Here is a 23937-nt window from a genome sequence, read left to right on the forward strand (position 1 = left end):
CTGCGGCAAATGACTGGGGAAGAATATTTACAGCACAGTCAAAATAACAGTGAGGTTGAATAGATGGATATACTACTCAGCGATACGGAAGTTAGGGTGCTTGGCTGTTTGATGGAAAAGGAAAGAGCGACTCCCGACTACTATCCCCTCTCCCTGAACGGTTTAATCAACGCCTGCAACCAGAAATCGAACCGCGACCCGGTGGTCTCCTATGATGAAGAAACCGTTGTTTCCGCACTGGATAGCCTGATTGCGCAGAAGCTCGTCCGGCAGAGCAATGTCAGCCGGGTTGCAAAATACGAACATATATTTACAAAAGGTCTGAATCTGGTTGGTCGCGAGGAGGCGATCCTGGCTATTCTTCTGCTGCGTGGACCACAAACTGTAGGAGAGATTCGCGGCCGCACCGAGCGCCTCTATAGTTTCACCGACCTCGGGGAAGTCCAGGCAACCATAAGCAGCCTCGAAGAGAGCGGGCTGGTGACAAAACTGCCCAGGCAACCGGGCCGCAAAGAATCTCGATACGATCATCTTTTAAGCGGAGAGCGAAAGGAAGCAGCGCTGGATCTCGAGTTTCAAACAGCCACTCCAACGCCTTCCAGGGAAAACGACAGAATAACGGAACTGGAAGAGCAGGTTGCAAGGCTGGATCGGGAACTAGTGGATCTGCGCCGGGAATTTATGGAATTTAAATCCCAGTTTGAATGATTTGTGAGGAGGATGTATAGAGCTTCTTCTCCAGCACTTTATTCCCCAAATTCTTTTCCTAATTCAGGACTTGCCGATGTCTTATTTCCACTTTTCTCAGAAATTTCATCTTGATCTCGCGGAACCCTGGTAAAAAAAATTGAGAGCATAACAAATATCCGTAAGGTACTAAAGGGAACAATCAAAATTATACGATGCTGTAAATCCGGATCGTCAAATTTTTTTCATTCATAAACGCCCTTCCTGAAGCTAACTCTTCATTTTATAGACAACATTTCGGATATTCGACATTCCGGATGTCAGGCTGATGGTCTTTTAACGCATTTCGTAAATATTTCTACACGTGATATTTTCCCACAATATAGGTTCTTAGCACAATATTATTGTACTATATAATATTGTTCAAAATCTTTCCCATTGAAATGCACACCAATAATTGCTATAATCACATCTTGGAACTGCACTAAATTATAACGAAAATACTCAAAGGTGCTGCATACACTTCCGGTTCCCCCGGCCGATCCATATACCCGGCTGAACCTGGAGCCCCACAATACCCTTTCCATGGTTTTATTGGCGCTCTGCATTGCGTTTGGGTCCCGGAACATTGTTCCCCGGCGAATACACCCTTCTGAGGGCTATAACCGTTGAAATGGAAAAAGAAAAAAGAATAAAGGAGATTTAATGATGATGATGAAAAAATTGCTCATGGGTGCTGTTTTATCAACACTCGTTTGTACAGGAGCGACAACTGCATTTGCTTCACCGGACAAGCCCGGTGAAGGCGTTACCGTAAAGCCTGCACGAGCTACCTGGAACACCGGTTTTTTCCAGGAAGCCCTGGTGCGCCGGGGACTGGAAGAACTTGGCTATGATGTTAAAAAGCCAAAAGATCTGCAGAATCCTATTTTCTATAAATCCGTCGCGCTTGGCGATGTCGATTACTGGACAAACGGCTGGTTCCCCATGCATGATGCCCAGCTACCCAAAAATTTCTATGAAGATGCCGACACCTACGGATATGTAGCCAAAACCGGTGGACTTGGCGGCTACCTGGTTTCCAAAGAGCATGTGGAGAAATACAACATCAAGTCATTGGATGATTTCAAACGCGATGAAGTCAAAAAGGCATTTGACAACGACGGTGACGGTAAAGCCGATCTGACAGCCTGTCCTCCTGGCTGGGGCTGTGAAACAGTGATCAGTCATCATATGGACGTCTATGACCTTAAAGATCACATCACCCCCGGAACAGCATCCTATGAGGCCGGAATGGCATCGGCCCTGGCCAATTACAAGACAGGAAAACCGATCTTTTTCTACACCTGGGCGCCAAACTGGACCATATTTAAATTACAGCCTGGTAAAGATGTGATGTGGATTAATGTACCTAAAATTATTCCTAAAGATTCACAGAAAAATGCTGTTGACCGGATGACATTGAGCGGCGTCGAGGGTGCTGTTTCAGATCCGATTGATCTGGGCTTTGTCGTCTCCGATATCCAGATTGTTGCCAACAAAGACTTCGCGGAAGCCAACCCTGCTGCCCGGAAGTTCTTTGAGGTCTTCACTCTGCCGCTTATTGATATCAATAGGCAGAACACCCGTATGAACGACGGTGAGAAAAGCCAGAAGGCCATCGAAGGTCATGCTGATGAGTGGATCACTGAAAACCAATCTACCTGGAATGGCTGGTTGGAAGATGCTCGTAAAGCTGCTATGTAAGCTATATTTTAGCTTTAATTTAGTCCGGTCCCGGGAATCATTTATGGTTTCCGGGATTTTTTTTTGAGCTTTTGATGAGGATGCTTGGAAGACAGCACTGCTGGTAAAAAATTGTTTAATGATTATTCAAGTATTTATGATGCTTCCAAACGGTATTTTTGCAAAATTTCCGTGAACAGAATCCCCCATTAGCAGGTAAAAAGATGAACGGCTTGATTTGTTATTGCTTTGGCTACACCGCTTCCGATATCGAGGAAGACGTGATGGAAAATGGCAGATCCGTGATCATGGAGAGGATCCTGTCTGAAAAAAAAGCAGGTGGGTGTCAGTGTCACGTGAAGAACCCGAAAGGGCGCTGATGCCTTGCTGATGTTCGCCAGTTGGTGGACAAGGCAGCAAGATTTAAAGGGGTCGTGCCAAATCCCTTCGAGAACTTCAATAAAGAAGGAGATTAAATTAGACAAAAACAATTCTTATTACCCTGAAACACAGCATTTTCTGACCTTTATTTGTGGCTCAGGGGCAATCCCTGATAGACCCTGTTGCAATTCTTAAAAACAAGACTTTTAAAAACAAGAGCAGACAAAGCCAGGGAAACAAGGCTCGAGCCATGGGGAGAGAGGATATTCTTCGACACTTCCAGCTGGATCTTCTTTCAGAATAAGCGGGATGTATAGCCATGAGCCAACAGATTTCGGCGCTGACATACTCGATACGCTTTAACACGGTGGGGAAGTATTTAGGCGAACTCTTTCTCGCTCTGGCAATGCTGACAGCCGTCCCCCTGGCTGTATCCTTGATATCCGGGGAGCACGCCATAAGCCTGCGCTATATGATTGTTCTTGCCGCCTTGTCCGGCGTCGGACTGCTTTTGTCACAGTTGCGACCCTCTCGGCGCATTCAGACCAATGAAGCGATGGTGATCGCTGCACTTGTTTTCCTGTTTATACCGCTGCTGATGACCTATCCTCTGATGTCGGCGGAACTTGATTTTCTCGATGCTTTCTTTGAAGCCGTCTCTGCGGGAACCACCACCGGATTGAGTACAATCGCAAACATTGAGGGGAAAACGTATCCGTTTCTTTTTTCCCGCGCCTGGATGCAATGGTACGGAGGGCTGGGCATCATCATTCTTGTTTTGGCGATTCTGATCAAGCCGGGTCTTGCCGCAAAGAATCTGGCCGTCGGCGGAGAGCATCAGGAGGATGACATAGCCGGCAACACCAAGGTGAACGCCAGGTGGATTATTTATGTATACGCCTCTCTTACCTCAGCCGGCATCGCCGTGCTGTGGCTGTTGGGAGGAGATTTTTCCGAAAGCATCCTCTATACCCTTTCGGCTGTCTCCACCGGTGGTTTTTCGCCCCATAATACAAGCCTGAAGGGGTTTGACGGCAGGCACCTGCAGTGGATCGTCGTCCTGCTGTGCTTCGCCTCCGCCTTGCCGCCTGCCCTTTATCATAAAGCCATCTACAAAAATCGGCGGATCTTCCATGACGATCCGCAGCTGCGCGCCCTGCTTGTCCTGTGCCTTATTTTCACGGTGGTGCTGGCCGCGCTTATGTTGACAGAAGGACAGGATTGGTCTCTGGCATTCTATCACGCTCCGCTACTGGCCATTTCGGCCCAGACGACAGCGGGTTTCTCCACAGTCGACGTCGCCGGACTCGATGCCGCTTCCAAAGGTGCGCTTATCTGTTCCATGGCCATTGGCGGCGGAATCGGATCAACCGCCGGCGGAATTAAACTTCTCCGTTTGCTCATTCTAATGAGGGTCCTGCAGGTCGTTATCATAAAAACATGTCTGCCGCCGCATGCAATCCTCAATCCCCGCCTCGGCAGAAGACGTCTGGAAGATGAGGAGATAAAGGATGCGCTTTGCATCATACTGCTGTTTCTGGTGATCGTGTTCATTTCCTGGCTGCCTTTTCTGACAATGGGATATGATCCTCTTGACAGCCTTTTCGAAGTGGTCTCCGCTATGGGGACGGTGGGACTTTCCACAGGCGTAACAACCGCAAACCTGGAATGGTTCCTGAAGATGATTCTCTGCTTCGACATGCTCCTGGGGCGACTGGAAATGGTGGTCTGGATCGTGCTTTTTTACCCCAAAACATGGATAGGAAAACGAGCGGAGGCCTAAATGAGAGTTGTCTTCATCGGTGCCGGGGAACTTAGTCTGTCAACGGCGCGAATACTTATAAAGCGAGGATACGAGGTCGTTATTATCGAGCAGGAACGAGAGAAAATAGATGAACTGGCCGATGAAATGGACTGCGGATTCATCCATGGCGACGGCTCTAAACCAGCCATCCTGCGCGAGGTCGGGCCGAAGCAGACGGATGTGTTGTTTTGCCTGACCAAAAACGATCAGGACAACATCATCGCCGGCCTCGTAGGGAGATCGCAAGGCTTTCACCGGGTAGTCCCCAGTATCCGGGATGAGGAATTCCAGACAATCTGCAACGAACTCGGCCTGAAAGACACCATCAGTCCGACAGGTACCATAAGCCGCTATCTTGCCGACATGCTCACCGGCATCGATTTTCTTGAGCTGTCCACCATAATCAAGGACGAGGCCCGCTTCTTTTCTTTCACGGTGGACAAGCAGAAGGAAGGATCCATAGAAGACCTTGATCTGCCGGAGGAGGCTAAAGCCGTATGTTATTACCGCGAAGGCAACTTCAATATTATTGAAGGGGAGTATACTCTCAAGGCGGACGACGAAGTCGTCATCCTGACGCACAGCAGAAATCTTTCCACACTGCAGAAAAGATTTTTTCCCAAGGACGAGCAGAACGAGCAAGGCTCTTAATTTATCTTAATTTATCATTGTGCTGCAGCCCGGGCCGGTTATGGTACTGCGGCCGCCTGACAGCGGCAGGATGTTGATCTGAGTGCTGATGCGCTCCCGCAGGGCCGGAACATGAGAGATAATGCCGATCAGCTTGCCGTCCTGCTGCAGGCCCGCCAATGTTTCAAGGGCGGTCTCCAGTGCTTCTTCGTCCAGTGTACCGAAACCTTCATCGAGGAAAAGAGAGTCTACCCGTACTTTGCGGCTGGCCATCTTGGAAAGCCCCAGGGCAAGCGAGAGGCTGACGATAAAGCTTTCTCCGCCGGAGAGATTTCTGGTGGAACGGATTTCACCGGCCTGATAGTTGTCGATGACATTGAGTTCGAGCGGCTGGTTGTCGTCGCGTATCAGCAGATAACGGTCGGTCATCTTATAAAGTTGCCTGTTGGCATGCGCCACCATCAGTTCGAAGGTCAATCCCTGGGCAAAGTTGCGGTACTTTTTACCGTCGGCCGAGCCAATGAGACTGTGCAGATTTTCCCAGCGCCTGCATTCTTTTTTCTGAGCGTCGATCAGGCCCTGCTTTTCCTTTATTCTTTCTTTTGCCCTGGTGTTTTCGGCCGCTGTGTATTTCAGACCGGCAATGTCGTCTCCGAGCAGCCTCGCCTTTTCTTTTAGTTCATTATAGATGGGTTCCAGTTGCTCCAACGAAGATTCACTGATCTTTTTTTCCGTTTCCGCGGCCAACCGTCTTTCGCGATCCCGGCGGCGCGCTTCTATATCGGCTTTGCCGGCATCGAGTTCCCCGGCCCTGGCCGTCAGCCGCTCCCGTTCCTCTACGGGCAGGCGGTTGGCGATAAATATCTGTTCGTCCGCAAACCCCGCTGCGTTCATGTTGTCGACAAAGGCGGCCTGCAGCGCCTCCAGTTCGGGGATTCGTGCAGCAATGCGTTCTCTCAATGAGGCAATGTGGACTTTAACCTCATGCAACCGCCTTCCGGCTTCATCCCTTTCCCGCCGAGTTGCCTTCTCGGCAAGCTCCGCTTCGGAAACTCTTTTTTCCAGGCGCTCTTCCACCACATCCGGCTTATCGCTGCCGAAGACTCCGCGACGTTCGGCAATCTGGTCGGCATATTCCTTATTGAGGGTTTGCAGCGACTTTTCCCGGTCGATCAAGATCTGACCCTGGGTAGAAATAACTGCCTCTAACCTATCGATTTCTGCGGCGAGGATGTCGCGCTGTTTCTCAATTTTTTCCTGATCCTGCTGCTGCTTCTGCCAATTCATGAGGCGGCCCTGCAGCGATGCCAGCAGCGCTGGTATTTGATCTTCCGGTATCTCTTTAATACCCAAGGGCTGCAGCTTAATGAGGGCTTGGGATTTGAGCAGGGCGAAACGTTCATCGGCCCTGGTAATCTCGGCACTGATGTCGTTCAGGCTTTTTTGAGCATTTTGGCTGTTGTTCACCGCTTCCGCTTCCTGTTTCTCTACGGAAACAACAAGTTCAGCAGCCTTTTTCTCTGCAGCTTCGAGTTCTTTGATGCGGGTTTCAATATGCTCCGCTTTCGATATCAATTGGGTCAGAACAGTGATCCTCTGTTCGGTCTCATCCGTTGTCGGGATATTGCCCTCGGCAAAGGGGTGCTGCTCGGCACCGCATAACGGGCAGGGCTTGCCGTCCTCGAGTTTGTCTCGTTCCATTTCGAGCCCGGCGATTTTTCGCAGAAAGGCCAGCTCCCGCCACAATGATTCCAGTTCGGTGCGATATTCCCGCAGCAGGCGGTCGCCGAGAAGAGTCTGCAACTCACCTTTTTTTAGTTCCAGCTGCTTCCGGGCATCTTGCAGCTCCCGCGTGCGGTCAGCCAACTCGCCGGTACGCCGGACAAGGTTCTTTGCGGCGGACTGCCGCTGCTTTTCGGCATTTTCCTGGGATTGCCGCAGAACGGAGACATCCCGCAGCAGAGCCTGCAGGTTGTTGAGCTGTTCCTCGATACCCCCGAGACCGCCAACAAGCAATTCATCACCACTGTTGGCCAGCAGTTGCTCCCGCACGCGCCGCAGTTCTTTTTCGGCCTTTTCATGATTGGCCTGTGACTGCTTCAGGGTTTTGCCATGTTCGGCAATCTGGTCGGCAATATGCTTCTCCTCGGCCGCACCGGCATCTATCAACTTCTTCTTATCGAGGATCTGCTGATCCAGCGTCCGTACTTTCTGAATCAGCGGGGCCTGGGTCTTGCACTCTTCCCTGGCCGTGCAGGTCAGTTGTTCGGCCTTTTGCAGCAGCACATCTTTGGCCGAAGCCGCCTTTTCCATCCCGGGAAGTTGGGCTTCATCGGCAGCCAGGGCTTTTTTGTCCGTCTCCTGCTGGTTACGCATGGAAATCAGGGTAGCGTATTCACCCTCCAGTTCAGCGGCCTTCCGGGCCCGCTGCAGCTTTTGCCGCTCCGGGACGAATGTTTCCAGCTCTCCGGCAAGCTTATCGGCCTCTGTGGCAAGCCCTGCAAGTTCCGTATGCAGGGTTTGGATGGTGTTGAGCCAGACGATGGTCTTGTTGGTCTGCTCAATTTCGGCCGCCAGTCCGGATTCCAGTTTCTGCTTGCCGACCAGTTCCAGGCGCAGCTCGGTTTCCTGCTCCCCGCTGAGAACGGTAATTCCATTGGTTTCGGCCTGCAGCAGATTAAGGGCTTCGTGTTCGGCACGCTGCCGTTCATGCACCCGCCGGGATATCTCCGTATAAATTCCGGTACCGGTGATCTGCTCCAGGATCTTCGATTTTTGCTCTACATCCGCCTTGAGAAAGGTATCAAAGCCGCCCTGGGCCAGAAGGATGGACCGGGTGAAACGCTCGAAATCCATGCCGGTCTTCTCTTCGATGACCGCGGCAACGTTGCGTTTTTTGGTTTCAAGAATCCTGCCGCTGCTGGCATCGACTATTTCATGTTTTGATTCGGCGAGCTTAGCTCCAGCCTTTTTACGCGCCCGATGCTGGCTCCAGTGGCACCTGAAGGTACCTGCCTGCGACTCGAAGGTTACTTCGGCAAAACATTCGCCGGTTTGCCGGGACATGATTTCATTACTGCTTTTGGTAATCTTCCCAAGACGCGGGGTGGTGCCGTACAGGGCCAGGCAGATTGCATCGAGAATGGTCGATTTACCTGCGCCGGTGGGGCCGGTGAGAGCGAAAATACCGTTTGCGCTGAATTGCGATGAGGTGAAATCGATGACCCAGTCGCCATAGAGCGAATTGAGGTTCTTAAATCTGAGTTCGAGAATCTTCATGCTCCGCCCCTCTATTCCGCATTGACGTCTTCTTCATGAAGAGACTTGATAATTTCATCATATGATTGGATCATTGCCGCGCGTTCTTCAGGCGGTACGTCAAAGGTATCGAGACAGCGCTCGAAGACCTGGTGAACATCGAGATCATCGAGGGTTTCATGTTGGTGAAGGCTGTTGATGACCCGATCGCTTACCCGTTTATTCTTGATGCGCCGGATCTCCATGGAGGTATTCTGCAGGGCCTCCTCGAGCAGCTCGCGCAGATTGCCTTGCCCGGCGGCGCCGGTGTATTCAATTTCCAGCCAGGCGGTGCTCTGCTCTTCCTTGAGCTGCCCTATGCCGTTGACAATATCTTCCAGTGAACCGACGATGCGCCGCAGAGGCTGAAAACATGGTACCGTGATCTCCTCGATGGCCGCTACCCCCCTGTCCCACTCAACCACGACCACTCTCTTTTTTTGGAGTGCCTCGCCAAAGCCCATGGGAATCGGCGAACCGCAATAGCGGAAATGTTCCGCTCCCCCGACCATTTGCGGCACATGCAGATGACCAAGGGCCAGGTAATCGATGGAGGCGGGGAAGACTTCCCGTCCGACATGGGCCAGTGAGCCGACGTAGAGTTCTCTGACGCCGTCGCCGGCTGCCGTTCTGCCGCCCGCGGTGAAGAGATGTCCCATGGCGATGATCGGCACATTGGGGATATTCTCGTTTTCGGCAAGCTCCTTTTGTCGCGACTCCGCTATAGCGCAGACGGCGGCATAGTGAGCGCGGAGCCCTTCTATGAGTTTGGAGTTTTTATCCTCGATCGTCTCCCCCGGCATGACGGTGCGAATATCCCTGTCCCGCAAATAGGGTATGGCACAAATGATGGCCTGCGGGTCACCCTGTTCGTTGCGCAGCACGATGACTTCGTCCCCGGGTTCGTCGGTTATGGATCCGACCACATAGACATTCAAGGCCCGCAGAAGCTCCCGGGGTGCGTTCAAAAAAGAAGGCGAGTCATGATTTCCGGCGATAACCACAATATGACGGCAGCAGGAATCGGCGACCCTGCAGAGGAAGCGATAATACAATCCCTGAGCCCTGTTGCCGGGGGTGCCGGTATCGAAGATATCCCCCGCCACCAGCAGCGCATCGATTCCCTGCGCCTCTATTGTCTCACCGAGCCAGTCGAGGAACGCGGAAAATTCATCATAACGCTTGCGGCCATAGAGAGAACGGCCCAGATGCCAGTCTGATGTATGGAGAATTTTCATCGGTATTTATCAACACAACGTGTTTTGTTTTCGGCTGGTTTATCTCCGATAGAGAACGTACAAAAATCAACCCGCGACATTCTATCAACAATAGATTTTTTGCACATTAATATAACAGATCGAATTGTGCAAAAGTTGATGGCATTTTTCTGAGCCGTGAACTTTTTATGGATCCAAAAAAGCAGGGAAAAGATCAGCGAGGTGAGAGAGGGGAAATGGTGGCGGGGATGATGATCGCCTTCGGTTGGAGGTTGGTCCGGCCTTCAGGACTGCCGCCGGCGAAAAAAGAGGAGAAAATAGCAGTAAGTCATTCGAGGCGGAGCTGGAAAGAAAGGACGGCTTGGGAGCAACGGCGACAGTCCAGCCTGAAACAGAAAGCCGGACTGTCGCGATTGCGCGAGGTGGCAGTTAACGCATTGCCGGAATCTGATAGGTGTGAATGAACTCGATGACACTAAGATTGTCATCGGCCTGCTGCACAAAGCCGAGAATATTCTCGCTGGCGCTTAAGTTGGTGGGAGAACCTTCAGGTGTCTGGCCGTAGGTGTCGAAAATCGACTGGCCGTCCATTTGCGCGCCAATGATGCTGACTAATTGTTCCGTCCAAGTCGGCGAACCGCCTTGCAGCACCCATACGGATCCCCCATCCCCCCGGGCATTAAAGGTATCTACGGGGAGATAACCGCTGACCCGGCGGAAGTTGTAATACAGAGGGTCCAGGCTGTAATCGATGGCGTTGCTGGCAGGATTGCCTACGGCGTCATATTCGCTGTAGCCTATAACTTTGTTGAGACCCAGGATGGAATTGAGATAGACAACCATATCCATGTTGATGTCGCCCGTTTTATCGGCCGCAGCAGCGAGAAAGGCGGCCGTGAAGTTCATATCTGTAGAGTCGGCTTCATAATTGCCATCACTCAATATCCCGGTGAAAGGGCCCTCGCAGATGATCGGGTTATCGACATCTGCGGAAAGCGGACATGACCCGGTAACAGAGGTAAGAGCCCTGCTGACCACGGCGTCGCAGACCTCGAGGACTTCATACTGCTCCGGTTGCACAGGGTCGGGATTCCAGCAGAAGCAGTCGGTAGGCATGCCGCTGCCGTTAAGGCACTGGTAGTAGCTGTAATAGTCAACCGGGGTGACATCAACCAATGCACCCAACCCATTATCAATCATCTTGTCAATATCAATGGTGGGGCGGAGCGCAGCCTCGGCCGGTCCATCCTCGAGTTCAAGCATCTTCCATAGGGGAATTCCACCCTGAACCGACCTGTCGATGGGTAGACGCTCGTCTGCAGGAGTGACCAGATGGCCATCCTGCATCAGTTTGACATAGAGAGAAAGATTTTCGAGCGGCGAGTCTATGGCCTTTTCGATGGTACCGATGAGCAGCGGCATACCTGTATTTGGATCGACCTCGATCTCATCATAGACATTTTTGGTGAGCAGCAGCCGTCCTGCCGCATCGATATTAATGGCAACGGTGTCAACACTGTTTATGGTGCTGATGGCCTCGTCGAAAGCAGATTGCAGCACCGCTTCCGGTGAACGGCCCATGTTAAGTCGTCCGAAATGGACTTCTTCGACCAGCTCGGACCAGGTTACGCCGTAGGGATAGGTGACCAGTCCGTTGTTTGGATCCGCCCACTGGCATTTTTCGCTTGGTATCGGTCCGGCGGCGTCAACGTCACACGGCTCGATGAAATAAGAATTTATGGGAATCTGCAGCTCCCCGGTGGCAGCATCGACCGTCACCTCTCCGTTCAACTGGCCGACTTCACACTCGCTCCGATCCCAGGTGGCATCGTAGGTGATGACCAGGGGCAGACGGTTTCTGGTCAGGCCGGTCTTCGGACTGATGTCGCCCCAACGCTGAAAACTCGCTACCGGCTGAACGCATTGCGCCGGATAGGGCGATTGCCTGGCCTCATAGATCGTGGTTCCATCCGTATTTATCCCTGTTTCCACGGCATACCAGCCATAATCCCTGAGATCATTTTCGGCCCCGGGATCAATCACCGTGAGTACCGGCTCGCCGCCTATTACTTCATCGGGGAAATCGGTACTGTTCTCTAATACATTAAAAAGTTGCACTCCTTCGGGAAAATATGGGTAATGAGGATCTGTTATCTCTAACTCAGTCAAAACCGGTCCTGCGGCGTCCACCTGCGGCACCAGTTTTTGGTCTCCCTCAACCCCCTGCTGGCGAAGAATCCTGTAGAGGTCACCAAATAATTTACCGGTATCCGATTTTTGGGAGCCATCCGAGCCACCGGTATCTGATCCGGCACCGCCGTCACCTTCATCCACCTTTATCTTGCCTGCTCCTCCCATATAACCATTCTTTCCGGCAATGGACATTTGCGGCAATGATAACAGCAGGCCACCTGCAATGATCAACGCAAGCAGGAAACTCAATTGAAACTTTTGCTTTCTCATAATCATATCCTCCCCTGTGGATAAATTAAATAAAAGCCATTCCCCCTTGTTTAGCCTTCTATCACTCTTTTCTATCCCCGCGCCTCGTTGCTATATCAGCCGCAACAGGCACAAAATGACTTGCTTCTAAAAAACCGTATAATAAAGAATACGGAAGGTATTTCAAAAGCGGCCACAACCTGCGACCTACCTTCTCCAGCTCAGCTGAGTCAGGTTTCCAAATAGGCCGGAGTTTAAATAGATTTTGTTGATAAATACGGAACTGAGAAACGATGTGCAGGAAAAAGCTTTACCAGTTGTGATGGACTTCTAAAAAATTGCCGCTGACAACACGGCCCCTCTCTATCTTCTTCATCACAAATATGAAAAGTGCTGACGTTCAACTAACCCTGAAAGGCTATATTCGAACTCGATGACGTCTACTGTAGCGACAAAGGAAAAGGTGGTAAACGCGGCCGAGAGGCTATGGGCAAGACGTATTTCTGTGCTGCAGTATCTGATAATGAGGAAGGTCATCCGATACACATGCGGCTGAGTTAAGCTTTTACATGTGTTGAATGACTGGAACCCTTATTAAACATGCAGCAGCACCAAAAAACATTTCCTCCGCACCGATTGAGACTTGCTGAGGAGCAAGGGTCCAGAATATTAAAAGCCGCAGCTTCTGAGAATCTCTTCTCTGAATATATCAGATTAGAGTCAGATTTGAAAGGAAGTCAGTCAAAAAAATGATATCATGAATGGGTTAGGCGAGAGCCGGTCGATGCAATTGGAGAAGAGGTTTTTTTACAAAACGACGAGAATTTGCTATACACGAAATTGAGACACCGGAAAGAGACTCTCCTGATTTTCCTTCAGACAGTGGGCCAGGATATGATATTTCAGATAAATGAGGCAAAGAAGCTTGATACCGACAGGGATTTCTCGCCTGCCGAAAGGCATGTTCTGCAAAAATTGTTGTGCTACAAAATGTATGTCGGCTCCATCGAAGAGTTCCGCCAGAAAAAAAAGCTGGCCCTGAAAAAGGGATGGAACGACACCGGTCCAGTTGCCGAAACGCCGAACCTGGCACTGGTCGCCGAACAAATGGAACGGGAAATACTCCTTCGCCTGAAAGAAGACAAGTAGGCAATAAACCCTTCACAATTTTCTGTGACCTCCCAGGAATGGAGATGAAAGTAGTGCGATTTTGGCCTTTTGGCTGAAAAGACGGCATTCCTGCTGCTGTGGTTTTAGAAATAACGCTTTTCGGTTTCAAAAAATCGCCGGAGACATGCTATGAAAGTACACGTACTGGTGGACAATAACAGCATAATCGACAGGTACTTCCTGGCCGAGCCTGGATTTTCCGTACTAATCGAAGAAGGCGAATGCCGCATTCTGTTCGATACCGGATATTCTAATATTTTTATCAGCAACAGTCAGAAAATGGGCTTGGACCTGAGCCATCTCGATTTTCTTGTGCTTTCGCACAGCCATATGGACCATACCTGGGGCCTGGATCCTCTTATCAGGCATTTTTCCGAGTTGAGAGCAGTTGGAATGCCCTGTGCCAAGCCGGTTATCGTCACCCACACTGAGACTTTCACCAGCGTGGTCGAGGAAACCTTCGGCGAATTCGGATGTCTGCTTTCTCAAGAAAAACTGGCCAGGCATTTTCAATTGAAACTGACGGATAAACCAATGTGGTTGACAGATCGCCTGGTTTTTCTGGGAGAAATTCCAAGAAAGAACGAATTCGAGTCGGTTCTGGGATTCGGGAAAAAAGAGGGTTCAGACGAAGAGGACCGGGTGATCGAGGATTCGGCACTTGCTTATAAATCCGACAATGGTCTGGTTATCATTACCGGGTGTTCTCATGCCGGTATATGCAATATTATCGAGTATGCCAGGGAAGTGTGCAAGGAAGAGCGAATTCATGATGTGCTCGGAGGCCTGCATCTTCAAGAACCGTCACGCGACCAATTGCAGGGTACTCTAAACTATATCCATACATTAAATATGAAGCAGATGCATGCCTGTCACTGCACCGACCTGCAATCGAAAATCGCACTTTCCCAGGTTGTTGATATAAAAGAGGTCGGAGTAGGAATGTCTTTGCAATATTAACCCGGCCGGGCTGGACTCTTTTACAGTACCCCAAGGGGTATAAGTGCCTTGGCAATGAGAACAACCTCTCCAAAAAGATCCTTGCAGATGCCAGGATTTAAAGCTAATGTACATTGGACAGCAAGAAAGGAAACTATGAATGATACTGTTTATTTGATTCTTTAACGCATTGCTTTTCCGGGCCCGGCGCATTCAACACTATTGGAGCAGATATGGCATCTCCCCGTCTCATCGAAAAAATCGAATCCGAAGACCGAACTCTTCGGCTGGCCGTTCTAATTGATGCGGATAACGCCCAGGCTACCGTCATTGAAGGTCTTCTAGCCGAAATAGCTCGATTTGGGGAAGCAACGGTTAAACGCATCTACGGCGATTTTACCTCACCGACAAGCGCTTCGTGGAAGAAGGTTCTGCAGCGTTATGCCATCAAACCGGTCCAGCAGTTTGCTTATTCCACCGGTAAAAATGCAACGGACAGCACCTTGATTATCGACGCCATGGATCTGGTTTATACCCGTAAATTCGACGGCTTCTGCTTGATCACCAGCGACAGCGACTTCACGGGACTTGCCATGAGATTGCGCGAGGAAGGTCTGATTGTGCTCGGCTTTGGCGAGAAAAAAACACCGGAGGCCTTCCGCAATGCCTGTCACAAGTTTGTCTTTACGGAGATTCTGCGCCCATCCACCCGCAAAGAGACTGAAATACAACCACCCAAAAACGGACGCAAACCTAAAGAGGCGCCAGCCAAAACACCACCGGAAACACACGAGCATCCTCCTGAATTTCCAAAAGAGTTTGTCATGACCGCCCTGGAGCAGTCAACAGACGACGAAGGCTGGGCCCAACTCGGTACCTTCGGCAGCTACCTCACCAAGCTTCAGCCGGACTTTGACTCCAGACTGTACGGTTTCAAAAAATTATCCGATCTGGTCAGAGCCAGGAAGGATCTGTTTATTACGGAAGAACGTCAGGCATCGGGGTCAAATCAGAAGATACTGTACGTGCGAGCAAAATAGCCCAACACAGTCCTTGTTATCTCTTTAAATTGCCCTTGCCATCACGATCAACAGCAGAATTCCGCTCCACCTGCAAGGCCTTTTTTCTAAACCTGTCGGCAATGAATGTGTCCATAATCATCTGGGTAAGGTGATAACATATCGGGGGAATGAGGCCCAGGGGGTATTGATTGGCAAAATATCCGGCCCACACCAGATACGAAACAGTAAGCGTCTTCTGCGATACATGAATGGTAAAGGCAGCGGTTGAGGGTAAATCAAGCCTGATCACCTTGGTTGCTATCAGAAAATTGATCACCAGGATAATGGTGTGCAGCGCTACCGTTGATGCGATAACCATCAGCAAGAGCTGGGGTCCAGCCTGAAGCAGTTCTCCACTGGCCTTTGAAGTCGCATTGAATATAATGAGAAGAACGACGCACTGTTGAAAGATCGAATTATATTTTTTGTGAGGTTGGAGGTATGGCCACACCTTAGGACGCAGCAATTGTCCGATTATGGTGGGCAGTAAAACCTTGAGGGATAGGGAAATCAACATCTGAAGCACCGGCAATTCGACATATTGACCGATGCCGATAAACAGTTTCAGGGTGAAGGGGATAATCAGGATTCCCACAAAATTAGAGAGGACGCAGATAAAGAGACTTAGAGCCACATTTCCCCTGGCGACATTGGTCATTACCGTTCCCGAAGCCACGGTAACAGGAGCAGAAGCGATAATGATCAGACCGATGACTATGTCTGGATGATGAGGAAACAGCAGGTTTCCAAAGGCAAAGGCGAGAGAGGGAATTAAAAAATGGGCGGATAGAATCGCCGCAAACAGAATCTTTGTCTGGCGGGCCTGTTCTTTTACAGTCGAGGTATCAAGGCTTAGCCCGGTCAAAAAGAAGGCTAAGAAAATTGCGACGTTCAGGATCCTATACTCTCTGAAAACCTCTCCCAGCCCCGGCAGGGCAAAGGCCAAACCGAACATCAAAGCGATACCTACAAAAAACCAGTTTTTCTTTAAAATTGTCATGACCAACCCACTACCTGCTCTTTCAAATTAAAAGTTATGAATTTTCAATGTGATACTAGATTCTTTAATAAAATCGCCTGAAAAAAGTACACAAAATATTGCAACTGAACATCCAAAATGATGTCCATCGGCTGATTTTTAAGCTAAGGATTTTTTCCTTTTTCCTGAAAAGTCAAACGATCATTGTTTTTTCTGGATTAACGTCACCCACAAAAACAACGGCATAAGGGGTTTTTCTGCTTACCATGCCAAAGCAACGCATTCTCTCCTAGGATCAGCGCCGGCGCAGAGCACTCCTGCGTCTTCATCCTTGACAATTGCGCAGACTCCACCACTTTTCCAGCCCATATCAGCCCAGGGTGCAACCTTGTGCCCCCTCTCCTCCAGCCCTTGCGCAACCTTTTCAAACAACCTCTCCTCTATTCTCAGCAGACCGGGATTATAGGCATGCGGAGCGAAACTGATGGGAAAACTGAAGGTGGCGAAACGAGGTGACTCGATTGCCTCCTGAACCGCCATATCAAACAGCACGATATTCAGAAACACCTGCACGATTGCCTGGCACTGCACATCTCCTCCAGGCGTTCCGATTATCATCACAGGCTTGCCGTCTTTGAAGATCATCGAAGGATGGGGTGTCAGCCGTGGACGCTTGCCCCCCGCAACCTCGGAAGCATGCCCCGGAACTCCCCACGATTGTGAACCCCTGGTGGAAATCACCATTCCCGTCCCGGGCACAACCGGTCCGGAAAAAGACATGTCGCTTGGAACTGCACAGAAACAATTGCCTTGAACATCCATCACATTCACATAGCTTGTATCCAGATCCCGGCTTTCATCCTGCGGCAGGTCACAGGGAGCCATCCGCTTCTGCTCCGGCCTTTCTCCCGGATCGAATTCCCAGGGATCGCCTGGTGGGGGCATACCGGCAGAAGCCTTTTCAGGATCGATGCAGGAGGCGCGTTTTTCGGCATATCCCTTCGAAATGAGACCCATTTCCGGCATAACTGTAAAGTCGGGGTCCCCGTACCATTCCTCTCTGTCGGCATAGACCAGCTTGAAGGCCTCGGCGATGGTATGGATGTACTCCATGCTGTTATGCCCCATGCTTTTCAGATCAAAATGCTCCAGAATATTGAGCACGGAAAGCAGCACCGGACCCTGGCACCAGGCTCTGGCAGTTTTGAGTGTGTATTGTCCAAAGGTATTCTGCACAGGTTCTTCAATAGAAGATTCAAATTGAGCGAGATCATCATAGCTAAGAAAGCCGCCTTTCTCCTGGTGGTAAGCGGCAATTTTTCGGGCGAGCGCCCCCTTGTAGAAATAATCCCTCGCCGCATCTATGCCTTTTTCTCTGATCGCTCCACTATTTTTCTCTTCTTCAATCATTTCTTCGATGACCGAAGCAAGATCCTCCTGATAAAACAGCTCCCCTACTTCGGGAACCTTGCCGGAGGGCAGGAATATCCGGGCGTTTTCCTCCCATCGCCGGTAGGCCTCCCGGTTCTCATCTATGCCGTTTTTGAGATACCTGTGCATTGGAAAACCTTTCTTTGCACAATCCAGAGCATCTGCGGCTACTTCCTTAAATGTCATGGTGCCATAGACCTTAAGAGCCTGAAGCCACGAATCAGGAGCCCCCGGTACGACAGTTCGTAAAATACCTTCAGGCAGGTTGCTGTCATGCTTTTCTGCAAAGTATTCAACGTTTGCCTTTTCGGGCCATGGACCCAAGCCCGTAACGACCCGCGTTTCATTGGATTTGACCAGATGAATCATGAGGGGTGCAACGCCTGCAAAATTGACCATATCAGGCTGCAGAATGCAGAGACATAATCCTGCCGCGATCCCGGCATCAACCACATTTCCGCCCTTATCCAGAATTCTCATGGCCGCCTGGCTGGCCAGGTGATGCCCGCTGGCAACAGCATAATTCCGGCCTCGGGCCGCCGGCCGTGTCCAGGTTCTTATGCTCTCATATTTTGAATATACTTTTTCATCGGTCATTGTTGGATCCTTTTATATCCGCTTCATTAACAGCTGCTGCCTCTCAACAACAAAGTGTTGTATTCACTTTGTTTAAACACGCAAAAAAAAGCGCATCCAGCGTTTCAGGATTTAGACAGGTCTCGGCGTACCAATGTGTACAGCCGAGAACCTGTCCAAAGTTCTACTCTCAACCATCTCGCTTACCTCCTCCATCCGCTGCATTCTTGCTGGATATCCGGGGCTTCGCAGACTGTTTTTGAGATAATTATTTCTGTATCAGTTCCAGTGACTTAGCCATATTGTCTTGTACCTGCAGCATGTGTTTTCTGAACTTTTCCGCCGGCAGAGGCAGAAGCATCAAGCCCCTGTTGTTCAATTCTTCCTTCAAGCCGGGTTCCTTCCAAGTCTTCTCCAGTGCCTGAGCGATATGCTGCTTGACATTTTCAGGCAGTCCTTTAGGGCCGCCAATCCCATAGGGGTGTTCCCAGACTACATCCCAACCTTTTTCAAGCAGAGTGGGCACTTCCGGAAATTCATCCATTCTTTCCGATCCCCAGTAGGCAAGGATGCGCATTTTATTTTCCTTGAGGTAAGGCAGGTTGGGTCTGAGCCAGGAAACGATACCATCCACATGCCTGCCTATTAAGGCCGCGCTCTGCTGTGGAGAACCGGGATGAGTTATCGGCGTAGATTTGAAGCCTGCGGCATCCATGAACAAAACAAGAGGCTGATGGAAGACGCCGCCGATATCCGAAACACCGATGGTATATTTGCCGGGATCCTTCTTGTTGGCCTCAACGAATTCCTCAACGGTTTGCCATGGTGAATCATCATTGACGATGAGAACCGGTGATTGAAAGGCGAATCCGCCCAGATTATCAAAATCCTCAATGAAAAGAGGAGCCGTTCCCATGGGTTTGAATTTCGGCAGATCACCTTGAATATTCACCAGGGTATATCCGTCAGGTCGTGCTCTCTTGGCTGTCATATAACCGATACTGGTCCCGCCTCCCGTCACGTTCTGAACAATAATATCTGCACCGAAATGCGGTTCAAAATATTTTGTGAAAATTCTAAAGGCAGTATCTGCCCCGCCACCTGCACTCCATACAACAATAGCCTTTACATTCTTTTCTGGATAATCTGCTGCATGCGAAAACACGGGCATCAGCATAAAGACAAGCAAAAATAAAATCTTCTTCATTCGTTCCTCCAGTCAATTAGGTTTAGTAAAGAGCATTTGAACTCTCCGGATGCCGGCATTCCGGCATATATATAATTAAGAGACAGATGCCTGCTTAATTTGTCCCTTCCCGTTTTTATACACACCAAAGAAAATAACCAGAACAGATCCAAGGATAAAAAGGAGTGGAATCGGTTTCAACAGAAGGCCCAGCCATTCGTTGTTCGGCATCATGAACAGGGACCTCAGATACCTTTCCATGGTTGGTCCCAGCATTAACCCCAGGGCCACCGCCAGTACCGAAAACCCTCCCTTGCTCAGGAAATAGCCGAGTATTCCAAAGATCACCGAAATCCAGAAATAGTAGATGTGGCCGTAACCGATTGATGCCCCGGTAATGGAAAGAACGGCAACAATTGGCATTAGATATTTCCGATTAAGTTGAGCCGCCTTGGCGAAATACTGGCAGAGATACAACCCCAGTGGAAGGATCAAAAGGTTGGCCAGAATGAGGCTTCCAAAGATAACATAGAGAAGCTGCGACTCTTCCTTGAACAGGATGGGTCCCGGTATGAGGCCCTGAACCGTCATTGCACCAAGCATCATCAATGTGTTCGGATCACCAGGAATTCCCAGGGATAAGAGGGGTACCATGGCTCCCCCGGTAACGGCATTGTTTGCCGATTCGCTGGCACACACTCCCTCGATTTCCCCCTCGCCGAACTTTTCCGGGGTCTTAGAGTTCCTTTTGGCTTCGCCATAGGCCATAAATGATGCCATCATCGCCCCGGTCCCGGGGAGGACACCGATCAGAACACCTATCCCGGATGATCGCAGTATGGTTTTCCATAATCGGGGGAAAAGTTTTAAGGCACTGCTAATGCCTGAAAGAGCAAGCTGTTTCTGTATTTTCAGCTCAGGCTGCTCTGCAATTCGGAACGCTTCGGCCACACAGAACATGCCTATGGTAGCCGGGACCAGGGGAATACCGACCATAAGCTCAAAAAGCCCAAAAGTGAAACGCGGCGACTGGGCAATCGGGTCCATGCCGATACAGCCGAGCATGAGACCAAGAGCGGTAGAGGCAAGTCCTTTAAGAATAGATTTTGAAGCAAGAGAAAAAACTACACAAAGAGCAAAAATGGTGAGCGTGAGATACTCGGCTGAACCAAAAGCCACTGCAATTTTGGCCAGGTGAGTCGACAGGGTCACCAGGACCAGACAACTGAACAATCCTCCCAGAGTCGAAGACAGGGTAGCCACCCCCAGCGCTTTTCCCCCCTCTCCCTTTTTTGCCAGAGGATAACCATCAAGTGCTGTAACTGCAGCAGTTGGAGTCCCTGGTATATTAAATAAAATAGCCGTAATTGATCCGCCATATATTGCACCACAGTAAATCCCCAGCATCAGAATAAATGAGATATACTTATCTACGCCGAAAGTCAAAGGAAGCAGGAGTCCTATGGCCATGGTTGACGTAAGGCCTGGTGCTGATCCTACTACAATTCCCATAATCACAGCTCCTGCCAGCAAAGCCAAATGAACTGGATCAAATAAATACAGGGCAGCCCATGTTGCACTTTCGATCAAAGCAAATCTCCTTAATTATTTATTTATAATAAATTGATATACCGACATGCCGCTTGAGGGTAAGAAGCAGGAGGATTTTTGTGCGCTGCTCCTGTTTCATGACAGGAAACCCAGAGAATAAAGCCATTCCCCTTCCGGAACCGTGGCCTGGAGTAAATGAACAAAGGTAAAATTAAGAAGAAAGGCCACCAGAATAGAAATGGCGGCTGAAGATAGGACAGGAAGCTTGAAAATCTTCATGAGGATAAACATGTATCCTGCAGTCGCGGCTATAAAGCCAATTTTAATGATAAAATAGGGATATATTGCACTCAGAACCATTACCAGCGCCAGCCTCAGCGTTGTCGCGATATGTTTGTCAGAAAAGCAAGAGAGGAATTCAGCGCCGGCATTTTTGAAAAAACTGTTATTCTTTACTATCCCGATGAGTAAATCCAAAGAAACCGCAAAAACAGCAATGCAGGCTACAGCTACCGGAAAAAGGGCGGGTCCTGCCGGATCAACCGAGGAAAGATGAGGCAGATTCCTGGCCAATATCAAAAAGAAAACGCTCAATAGAGCAATCAACAGACTTATCACCAAACTTATTACCATTCCGGATACTCCTGTCTCCAATTTTCGAGTTATTTAGAATATGCCTAATGATCCGCCGGCAAGTGGTCTCCTACGCCCTGATCAGTTCAATTCCTGATTTAAAATCTCGTTGGCGATACTTGTCAGATGTTCTTTCATGGTCTTCTCAGCTTCATCCTGATCCTTGGCTCTGATTGCATCTAGAATTTTTAAGTGGCCGACGTATGAACAGCTTGCGCGTTCTTTGGAATAATAGATCCCTTCCCTGTATTTATTGACTATATCATTCAAGTTCATGATAACCGCGAGCAGAACCATGTTGCCTGTAGCACGGGCGATACCAAGATGATATTCACTATCATAACGAGAAGACTCGGGACTGTCTGCGGCAGAGTTCTGGCGATGCAGGGTTTCCTCCAGATAGAGAATATCACCTTTTGTGGCGTTCTGCGCCGCGAGCCGCACCACTTGAGGCTCAACCATCATCCTGAATTCCATGACATCCTTAACTTCGTTGTCCTGATGGAGGACGATATTGGCAAGGCTGTTCAAAACAAAATCGTGCTGAATATTTTTATAAACAAAGGTGCCGCTCCCCGGTCTCGTCTGCAGGATTTCCTGCTGCTCAAGCCTCCTGACTGCTTCCCGTACAGTGTGCCGGGAAACCTTCAAAGCCTGCGACAGATCCCTTTCCGAAGGTAGTTGCTCGCCTTCAGTGAGTCCCTTTTCCTCGATCAATTTCTTTATTTGCTCGACAACTTTTTGATGTGCTTTCAAGGCTGTTATTTTTCCCTCTCAATCGCTTTTTAAATATAGCTTGGCACGAGCCACTGGTCCAACCAATTTTACTTTATGGTCAATAAATGGCCCTGGTTGGACCAATATATGCCAGAGGTTATTTTGCTTGTCAAGCAATATTAACATTCAGTCAAAGTTGCTAAAGTTGCATTTTCCTTTAAGGCGACCGAAGCAATTGACCTACTATCATGCTGTTTATTAATCTTTTTTGCTGAACAATTTATTTCCAGATGCTCTTAAGGAGTATTGGCAATTCATTGCAGGTTTGATTGAAATAACTAAACCATAAATTTTCGATCGCTTTTTGGATCAACCACACCTAGCACATATGATCCCTAAAAAAAGACTGAGCCTGGAATATTCGAGAGGAAGCATGAGAGAATTGGAATAACTTTGCGCTTATCAGGAATCAATGAATTTCAGGTTTTGGGGATTATGCCTTTGCCCCTGGACGGCTTCACTGAGGGTGGAAAGCCTGGAAAGATCGTCGGTCGAGAGCTTGATGTTCAGCGCGCCAAGGTTCTCCTGCAGATGTTTCAGCCGCTTCATGCCCGGAATGGGCAGAATGTCCGGCCCTTGGTTCAGCAGCCACGCAAGTGCGACCTGTGCGGCGGTGGCGTTCTTTTCCAGCGCCATGTTTTCCAGTGCCTTGACCAGCGCAAGGTTTTCCTCCAGATTATCATCGGCAAAGCGTGGCATATTCCGGCGATAGTCCCCATCGGCAAGTTCCTGCCGAGATTTCACCTTGCCGCTCAGCAGGCCACGGCCAAGCGGGGAAAAGGCTACCAGAGCCGTGCCGAGTTCGCGGCAGGCGGGAAGCACGGTTTTTTCCGGATCTCTGGTGAACAGACTATATTCCGACTGAACGGCGGCTATCGGATGAATGGTCGAGGCCCGGCGGAGAGTTTCGGCCGAGACTTCGGAAAGACCGAGATACCTGACTTTCCCCTGGCGAACGAGATCTGCCATGGCGCCTACCGTCTCTTCAATAGGCACCCGTTCATCGCGCCGATGCAGGTAGTAAAGGTCGATCACTTCAGTTCCAAGCCGGCGCAAACTGCTTTCGCAGGCGGTCTTGACCCGCTGCGGACGGCCGTCAACCCGAACCTGCCCATGCTCATCCCCGACAAAACCGAATTTCGTCGCCAGAAAAACATCCTGCCGACGACCTGCCAGGGCTTTGCTCAGCAAAGTTTCATTATGGCCGTCACCATACACGTCGGCGGTATCAAAATGGCGGAGACCTGCGGCCAGAGCAGCTTCAATTGTGGCCATTGATTCCTTTTCATCGGCCGGACCGTAGGCATCGGACATACCCCAACAGCCTAGACCCAGAGCGGGGCTGGAAAAATCTGCAGATAGTAGAGTCATTTTCATGATAGTTAGCTGAAGTGATTTGGCAGTTCTTTTATCATCAAACTACCCCCTCACGGAAGGATTATCAATATTGA

19 protein-coding genes and 1 pseudogene are annotated in these 23937 nt (G+C 49.8%); 10 read left to right on the forward strand and 10 right to left on the reverse strand.

Annotated elements, in window-relative coordinates; all coding sequences use genetic code 11:
- Positions 1–63 precede the first annotated feature (63 nt).
- From JWG88_RS19385 to JWG88_RS19405, 5 genes are all read left to right on the forward strand, one after another.
- Complete coding sequence (locus JWG88_RS19385) at positions 64–708, forward strand: YceH family protein (RefSeq protein WP_205235449.1); 645 nt, start codon at positions 64–66, stop codon at positions 706–708.
- A 687-nt stretch (positions 709–1395) separates the two neighbouring features.
- Positions 1396–2433 carry a glycine betaine/L-proline ABC transporter substrate-binding protein ProX gene (gene proX, locus JWG88_RS19390; RefSeq protein WP_353740707.1) on the forward strand — a complete coding sequence of 346 codons (1038 nt, stop codon included), beginning with the start codon at positions 1396–1398 and terminating at the stop codon, positions 2431–2433.
- 203 nt (positions 2434–2636) lie between these two features.
- Entirely contained in the window at positions 2637–2792 is a 156-nt protein-coding gene (locus JWG88_RS19395) for a bacterioferritin-associated ferredoxin (protein ID WP_205235451.1), read from the forward strand.
- A gap of 320 nt (positions 2793–3112) precedes the next feature.
- Entirely contained in the window at positions 3113–4576 is a 1464-nt protein-coding gene (locus JWG88_RS19400) for a TrkH family potassium uptake protein (protein WP_205235452.1), read from the forward strand.
- A complete protein-coding gene (locus JWG88_RS19405; protein WP_205235453.1) occupies positions 4577–5248 on the forward strand; it encodes a potassium channel family protein in 672 nt (223 codons plus the stop codon). It abuts the gene before it with no gap.
- Positions 5249–5254: 6 nt separating this feature from the next.
- On the opposite strand, the gene JWG88_RS19410 is transcribed toward JWG88_RS19405, so the two are convergent.
- Complete coding sequence (locus JWG88_RS19410; RefSeq protein WP_205235454.1) at positions 5255–8506, reverse strand: AAA family ATPase; 3252 nt, start codon at positions 8504–8506, stop codon at positions 5255–5257.
- Between the two features lie 11 nt (positions 8507–8517).
- Entirely contained in the window at positions 8518–9762 is a 1245-nt protein-coding gene (locus JWG88_RS19415; protein WP_205235455.1) for an exonuclease SbcCD subunit D C-terminal domain-containing protein, read from the reverse strand.
- A gap of 167 nt (positions 9763–9929) precedes the next feature.
- On the opposite strand from JWG88_RS19415, the gene JWG88_RS19420 reads away from it, so the two are divergent.
- The gene (locus JWG88_RS19420) at positions 9930–10205 is read left to right on the forward strand and encodes a hypothetical protein (protein ID WP_205235456.1); all 276 of its coding nucleotides are present in this window, start codon (positions 9930–9932) and stop codon (positions 10203–10205) included.
- On the opposite strand, the gene JWG88_RS19425 is transcribed toward JWG88_RS19420, so the two are convergent.
- Positions 10171–12204 (reverse strand): hypothetical protein, encoded by a 2034-nt coding sequence (locus tag JWG88_RS19425; RefSeq protein ID WP_205235457.1) that lies wholly within the window; start codon positions 12202–12204, stop codon positions 10171–10173. The two genes, JWG88_RS19420 and JWG88_RS19425, sit on opposite strands and share 35 nt — an antisense overlap.
- Before the next feature lie 399 nt (positions 12205–12603).
- Here JWG88_RS19425 and JWG88_RS21730 point away from each other — a divergent pair.
- The 4 genes and pseudogenes from JWG88_RS21730 to JWG88_RS19440 all read left to right on the forward strand — a co-directional run.
- A pseudogene (locus JWG88_RS21730) lies at positions 12604–12741 on the forward strand (IS1595 family transposase); the annotation flags it as partial.
- Between the two features lie 336 nt (positions 12742–13077).
- Entirely contained in the window at positions 13078–13332 is a 255-nt protein-coding gene (locus JWG88_RS19430; protein WP_205235458.1) for a hypothetical protein, read from the forward strand.
- Between the two features lie 150 nt (positions 13333–13482).
- The gene (locus tag JWG88_RS19435) at positions 13483–14313 is read left to right on the forward strand and encodes an MBL fold metallo-hydrolase (RefSeq protein WP_205235459.1); all 831 of its coding nucleotides are present in this window, start codon (positions 13483–13485) and stop codon (positions 14311–14313) included.
- A 212-nt stretch (positions 14314–14525) separates the two neighbouring features.
- A complete protein-coding gene (locus JWG88_RS19440; RefSeq protein WP_205235460.1) occupies positions 14526–15332 on the forward strand; it encodes an NYN domain-containing protein in 807 nt (268 codons plus the stop codon).
- 16 nt (positions 15333–15348) lie between these two features.
- Here the strand turns inward: JWG88_RS19440 and JWG88_RS19445 are convergent, their stop codons facing one another.
- The 7 genes from JWG88_RS19445 to JWG88_RS19475 form a co-directional block, all read right to left on the reverse strand.
- A complete protein-coding gene (locus JWG88_RS19445) occupies positions 15349–16353 on the reverse strand; it encodes a bile acid:sodium symporter (RefSeq protein ID WP_205235461.1) in 1005 nt (334 codons plus the stop codon).
- 240 nt (positions 16354–16593) lie between these two features.
- Positions 16594–18360 carry a gamma-glutamyltransferase family protein gene (locus tag JWG88_RS19450; protein ID WP_205235462.1) on the reverse strand — a complete coding sequence of 589 codons (1767 nt, stop codon included), beginning with the start codon at positions 18358–18360 and terminating at the stop codon, positions 16594–16596.
- Between the two features lie 247 nt (positions 18361–18607).
- Complete coding sequence (locus tag JWG88_RS19455) at positions 18608–19546, reverse strand: tripartite tricarboxylate transporter substrate binding protein (protein WP_205235463.1); 939 nt, start codon at positions 19544–19546, stop codon at positions 18608–18610.
- Between the two features lie 75 nt (positions 19547–19621).
- Positions 19622–21115 carry a tripartite tricarboxylate transporter permease gene (locus JWG88_RS19460; protein WP_306793133.1) on the reverse strand — a complete coding sequence of 498 codons (1494 nt, stop codon included), beginning with the start codon at positions 21113–21115 and terminating at the stop codon, positions 19622–19624.
- A gap of 96 nt (positions 21116–21211) precedes the next feature.
- The gene (locus tag JWG88_RS19465) at positions 21212–21709 is read right to left on the reverse strand and encodes a tripartite tricarboxylate transporter TctB family protein (protein ID WP_205235465.1); all 498 of its coding nucleotides are present in this window, start codon (positions 21707–21709) and stop codon (positions 21212–21214) included.
- An 81-nt stretch (positions 21710–21790) separates the two neighbouring features.
- The gene (locus JWG88_RS19470) at positions 21791–22465 is read right to left on the reverse strand and encodes a FadR/GntR family transcriptional regulator (RefSeq protein ID WP_205235466.1); all 675 of its coding nucleotides are present in this window, start codon (positions 22463–22465) and stop codon (positions 21791–21793) included.
- A gap of 423 nt (positions 22466–22888) precedes the next feature.
- Positions 22889–23863 (reverse strand): aldo/keto reductase, encoded by a 975-nt coding sequence (locus JWG88_RS19475; RefSeq protein WP_205235467.1) that lies wholly within the window; start codon positions 23861–23863, stop codon positions 22889–22891.
- Positions 23864–23937 lie beyond the last annotated feature (74 nt).

It is taken from the genome of Desulfopila inferna (assembly GCF_016919005.1).
In the GTDB taxonomy this organism is placed as follows: Bacteria; Desulfobacterota; Desulfobulbia; order Desulfobulbales; family Desulfocapsaceae; genus Desulfopila_A; species Desulfopila_A inferna.